At 63.5% G+C, this 5465-nt stretch carries 6 protein-coding genes; 4 read left to right on the top strand and 2 right to left on the bottom strand.

Going from position 1 to position 5465, the window contains the following annotated elements; genetic code table 11:
- Nucleotides 1-61: 61 nt before the first annotated feature.
- Together aroB and EN749_RS29805 are read right to left on the bottom strand one after the other, a co-directional pair.
- Nucleotides 62-1204, bottom strand: coding sequence for a 3-dehydroquinate synthase (aroB, locus tag EN749_RS29810; RefSeq protein WP_128288225.1), 1143 nt, complete (start codon nucleotides 1202-1204; stop codon nucleotides 62-64).
- Entirely contained in the window at nucleotides 1201-1812 is a 612-nt protein-coding gene (locus tag EN749_RS29805) for a shikimate kinase (RefSeq protein WP_127809177.1), read from the bottom strand. The genes aroB and EN749_RS29805 overlap by 4 nt, the downstream gene beginning before the upstream one ends.
- Nucleotides 1813-2022: 210 nt before the next feature.
- On the opposite strand from EN749_RS29805, the gene EN749_RS29800 reads away from it, so the two are divergent.
- The 4 genes from EN749_RS29800 to EN749_RS29785 form a co-directional block, all read left to right on the top strand.
- Complete coding sequence (locus EN749_RS29800; RefSeq protein WP_127266685.1) at nucleotides 2023-2175, top strand: histidine kinase; 153 nt, start codon at nucleotides 2023-2025, stop codon at nucleotides 2173-2175.
- 17 nt (nucleotides 2176-2192) lie between these two features.
- Nucleotides 2193-3110: a site-specific tyrosine recombinase XerD gene (locus tag EN749_RS29795; protein ID WP_128364501.1), complete on the top strand. Its 918-nt coding sequence runs from the start codon at nucleotides 2193-2195 to the stop codon at nucleotides 3108-3110.
- 99 nt (nucleotides 3111-3209) lie between these two features.
- A complete protein-coding gene (locus EN749_RS29790) occupies nucleotides 3210-4160 on the top strand; it encodes an acetyl-CoA carboxylase carboxyltransferase subunit alpha (RefSeq protein WP_063173172.1) in 951 nt (316 codons plus the stop codon).
- Between the two features lie 217 nt (nucleotides 4161-4377).
- Nucleotides 4378-5465, top strand: a 1088-nt coding sequence (locus EN749_RS29785; protein WP_145991052.1) for a murein L,D-transpeptidase family protein, incomplete at its 3' end; no start/stop codon positions are given.

The following is a 5465-nucleotide window of genomic DNA, read 5'->3' as shown; positions in this document are numbered from 1 at the left end:
GCAACGAGCAGCACGATGAGGATGGCAAGGACGGCAACGACGATCCAGCCGGGCTCGTTGGTCATCTCGGCCGCATTTTCTGCTGGTCCGGATGGTTTTCTGTCAGAAACGACAGCACTTCCGATGCCGGAACATCCTTGGCAATGAAAGCTTGGCCGACGCCGCGCGTCAGGATGAAGGTCAGCGCGCCGCGCGACACCTTCTTGTCCTGGGTGATAAATGCCAGCAGCGCCTCGGCGTCAGGCAGATCGCCCGATATGTCGGCTATCCGCCAGGGCAGGCCGACGGCGCGCAGATGCGCCTCGACGCGCGCGGCATCGTCGGGGCTGGCCAGATTGAGCCGCGACGAGAACCGGTAGGCCAGCGCCATGCCGATGGCGACGCCTTCGCCATGGACGAGGCGGCTTCCGTCATATTGGGTGGCGGCTTCCAGCGCGTGGCCGAATGTGTGGCCGAGATTGAGCAGCGCGCGGTCGCCGGTCTCGAACTCGTCGCGCGCAACCACGTCGGCCTTGGCGCGGCAGGCTTCGGCGATCGCCTGCGTCCTCTCCGGCCCGCCGGCAAAAACCTGGGCCCAATTCTTTTCCAGCCAGGTGAAAAATTCTGGCCGGTCGATGAGCCCGTATTTGGCGAGTTCGGCATAGCCGGCGCGGAATTCGCGGATCGGCAGCGTGTCGAGCACTCCGGTGTCGGCCAGCACCAGTTTCGGCTGATGGAAGACGCCGACGAGGTTCTTGCCGCGTGGGCTGTTGATGCCGGTCTTGCCGCCGACCGAGGAATCGACCTGCGCCAGCAGCGAGGTCGGGATCTGCACGAAATTCATGCCGCGCCGCACGATGCCGGCGGCAAAGCCCGCAAGGTCGCCAATAACGCCGCCACCGAAGGCGATGACGATGTCGCCGCGCTCCAGTTTCGCAGCCAGAACACCGTCGACCACTTCCTCGAGATGGGCAAAACTCTTGGTCTTCTCGCCGGGCGGCAGCGTGATGATGGCGGGCTGGATGCCACCCGTGTCGAGCCCGGCCTTGAGCGCATCGAGATGCGCTGCCGCGACATTGGCGTCGGTGACGACCGCGGCGCGTGTGCCCGGCAGGCGACCCGATATCTCGGCGCCCGCGCGGGACAACAATCCCGAGCCGATCAGAATGTCATAGGTCCGATCGCCAAGGCCGACTTCGACGACGACGGGTGCCTCGATGCTCACGATTCCACCTCGCCCGTCGCAGCCGCCTCATCGATGCCGAAATGCCGGCACAGCGCGTCCACCACTTCGGTCGCGATGACTTCCTTGCGATCATCGCGGGTCGGCACTGTGACGTCGGATGTCGCGTAGACCGGATAGCGCTCGCCCATCAGCCGCTCCAGCACGGCGCGGGGGTCGTCGCTTTTCAGGAGCGGCCGGTTCTGTTTCTTGGAGACGCGGTCCATCAGAAGATCGAGCTCGGCCTTCAGCCATACCGACACGCCCTGCGCTGCAATCGCCTCGCGCGTCTGCGCATTCATGAAGGCGCCGCCGCCGGTCGACAGCACCTGCGGGCCGTTTTCCAGCACGCGCAGGATGACGCGCTGCTCCAGCGCCCGGAATTCGGTCTCGCCATAGCGCTCGAACAGCTCCGGAACGGTCATGCGCGAGACGCTTTCGATCTCTTGGTCGCTGTCGATGAAGGGCAGCGCCAGCATCGTCGCCACCTTGCGGCCGATCGCCGTCTTGCCGGCACCCATCAATCCGACGAAGACGACGGAACGGCTGCCCAGCCGGCCAAGCAACGCGGCGTAGGTCTCGTCTGGAGGATTTGCTGGCAACGCGTTCATCGGATGTTTCGAAGGCCCTCTTTGCCGGCGTATCGACATGAAAAGCCCGTTTGCGTCAAGCGTGGCAAGCGCCTTGAACCCGACATGGACCAGCAGGGTCTGCATCAGAAGTTGCTAACAGGCCTCCGCTTCTTCCTTGAATTGGCCGGATTGGCGTCCCATAAGGGGACAGGGTTTGGAAACGCAGAACAAGAAGACGGGCGAAAATTGATGCCGACACTGTTTCGCTTTGTCGTGGTAACAGCGATTCTGGCAGGTATTGCCTATGGTGCGATGTTCGCACTGGTGATGTTCGTCGAGCCAAAGAAGGGCGAAATGAGCGTGCGCATCCCTCCGGAAAAGCTGAACCCCAAGAAAAGCTGAACCCGAAGAAAAGTTGAATGAACAGCGCCGCCCGCATCGAAGCCTTTCTGGAAATGCTGAGCGCCGAGCGGGGCGCGGCTGAAAATACGCTTTCCTCCTACCGCCGCGACCTCGAGGACGCTTCTGGCGCGATCGATGGCGGGCTGGCTGGTGCCGCCGCCGCCGATATCCGCACCTATCTCGACGACATTGCCGCCCGCGGCTTTGCCGCCACGTCGCAGGCGCGCAAACTGTCGGCGATCCGCCAGTTCTTCAAATTCCTCTACGCCGAAGGCCTGCGCGGCGATGACCCGACCGGCACGCTGGACAGTCCAAGAAAGGGCCGCCCGCTGCCCAAGACGATGAGCGAGGCGGACACCGGCCGGCTGATCGACCGTGCGGCGCTTGAGGCCGGCGATGCCTCGTCGGGCGATGGGGACAGTCTGGCGTCACTGCGCCTGCATGCGCTGGTCGAGGTGCTTTACGCCACCGGCCTGCGCGTTTCCGAGCTGGTCGGCCTGCCGGTGACGGTGGCGCAGCGCGACGACCGTTTCTTCATGGTGCGCGGCAAGGGCGACAAGGAGCGCATGGTGCCACTCTCGGCCAAGGCACGCACGGCGATGAAGACCTGGCTTGCCGCCCGCGCCAGGGTGCCCGCCTTTGCCGACAGTCCGTTCCTGTTTCCGGCCGCCTCCGACAGCGGCTATCTCTCGCGCCAGGTCTTCGCGCGTGACCTGAAGGGGCTGGCGGCAAGGGCCGGCATCGCCTCGGCGAAGATCTCGCCGCACGTGCTGCGCCATGCTTTCGCCAGCCATCTCCTGCAGAACGGCGCCGATCTCCGGGCCGTGCAGCAATTGCTTGGCCATGCCGACATATCGACGACACAGATTTACACCCATGTGCTGGAAGAGCGGCTGGTGCGGCTGGTCAACGATCATCATCCGCTTGCCGACTAGGCCTCATATCGCTATGTGAGGACGACATTTCACCGCCCGGAGCCTTGGATTCAAGGGTTCCGTCAGCCACTGCCTTCCGACGTATCGGTCCGCTCACGCATGTATAATTACCTCGATTTCGAAAAGCCGGTGCAGGACCTCGAGGGCAAGATCCTCGAGCTGAAGAAGCTTGCCGAGAATGGCGAGGCGGTCGATGTCGGCGACGAGATCAGCCGTCTCGAGAAGCGCTCCCGCGACGCGCTGCGCGACGCCTACAAGGCGCTGACGCCGTGGCAGAAGGTGCAGGTGGCTCGCCATCCCGACAGGCCGCATTGCGTCGACTATATCAAGGGCCTGTTCACCGATTTCACGCCGCTGGCCGGCGACCGCAATTTCGGTGAGGACCAGGCGATCGTCGGCGGTTTCGCCCGTTTCCGCGGCGAACCCATTGCCATCATCGGCCAGGAAAAAGGTTCCGACACAGCCAGCCGCCTGAAGCACAATTTCGGATCGGTTCGCCCGGAGGGCTACCGCAAGGCGGTACGGCTGATGGAACTCGCCGACCGCTTCAAGATCCCGCTGCTGACGCTGGTCGACACGGCGGGCGCCTATCCCGGTGTCAATGCCGAGGAGCGCGGCCAGGCGGAGGCTATCGCCCGTTCAACCTCGACCTGTCTCGGCCTGAAAGTACCGTCGATCTCGGTGGTCATCGGCGAAGGCGGTTCGGGCGGCGCCATTGCCATCGCCACCGCCAACCGCGTCTACATGCTCGAACACGCCATCTATTCGGTGATTTCGCCGGAAGGTGCCGCCTCGATCCTGTGGCGCGACACGACGCGATCGAAGGACGCGGCGACCAACATGAAGATCACCGCGCAGGACCTTCTGGAGCTGAAGATCATCGACGCCATCATCCCCGAGCCGCTCGGCGGTGCGCATCGCGGCGCCGAAACGGTGATCGCCGCGACCGGAGACCTCATCGCCAGGACGATGAAGGATTTTGCCGGCGCCAACACCGATTTCCGCGAGCAGCGCCGCGAAAAATACCTGGCCATGGGCCGCAGTCTCTGACCACAGGCAGCCTTGGCCGCAACAATGTGGCGGGGCGGAGCATTTTTGCCACAAAAATGCCGCTGCATTCGGCTCAATGAGACTGCCGCAGGGGGATGCGTCGGCACTTGCGGTAAGGAATTTATTAGGGTTAACGGGCTTAGGGTCCGTCGATGCGCAGTGTAGCAGCCGGGGCAGGAAGCGTCCTGGCGCCAGAGAAAAGACGATATCCGTAGCCATGTTTGTCAAGCTTGCCCGCACCGGAATCCTGATCGCTGCCCTCGGCGTTGCCGGCTGCAACAATTCGTCGATGAAGGATTTTGCCCCGGAGGCCAACAAGCCGCTGCCCGACAAGATCCTCGCCGACATGAGGGCCAAGGGCATGGTCCGCACCTCGTCGGTGATGGCCCGCATCTTCAAGGAAGAAGGCAAGCTCGAGATCTGGAAGGCCAAGACCAACGGCCGCTACGACATGGTCGCCAGCTACGACATCTGCAAATGGTCGGGCAAGCTCGGGCCGAAATACACCGAAGGCGACCGCCAGGCGCCGGAAGGCTTCTACACGGTGCGCCCGGCGCAGATGAATCCGCGCTCGAACTACCATTTGTCCTTCAACATCGGCTATCCCAACGCCTATGACCGCGCCAATGGCCGTACCGGCTCCAATTTGATGGTGCACGGCGCCTGTTCGTCTTCGGGCTGCTATTCGATGACCGATGCGCAGATCGAGCAGATCTATGCCTTTGGCCGCGACGCCTTCCAGGGCGGCCAGACCGAGTTCCAGATCCAGGCGTTTCCGTTCCGCATGACCGCCGCCAACATGGCGCGCTACCGCAACGACCCGAATTACGACTTCTGGAAGATGCTGAAGGTCGGCTACGACAATTTCGAGATCACCAAGGTGCCGCCGAAGGTCGATGTCTGCGAGAAGCGTTATGTCTTCAACCAGGTTGCCGCCGACGGTCAGACATTCGATCCGGCCGGCGCCTGCCCGGCGACGACGCAGCCTGATTCGCTGAAGAGTGCCTACAACTCCTACATGAGCACCTACGACGCTGCGTTCAGCGGCGCGGTCAAGGCCAGCGTGCCGGCGCCCAAGCCGACCATTGCCGGTATCAAGGAAGCCAGCATCGTCTCCGACTGGTCCAAGCGCCGCGCACGCGGCGAACGCGTGCCGATCGATCCGCCGTCGCTCAACAATGACGGCTCGGTCACCGAGACGGCACGCATGGGTCGCATCGATTCGCCCGCTGGCCGCAAGATGGCGGCCCTCGATGCCGAAAAGGCGGCCAAGCAGAAGGCCGAGGAGCAGAGGCTCGCTGCCAT

Source organism: Mesorhizobium sp. M7A.F.Ca.ET.027.02.1.1, assembly GCF_004022985.1.
Taxonomy (GTDB): domain Bacteria; phylum Pseudomonadota; class Alphaproteobacteria; order Rhizobiales; family Rhizobiaceae; genus Mesorhizobium.
This window is presented reverse-complemented; position numbering and strand designations above follow the sequence as displayed.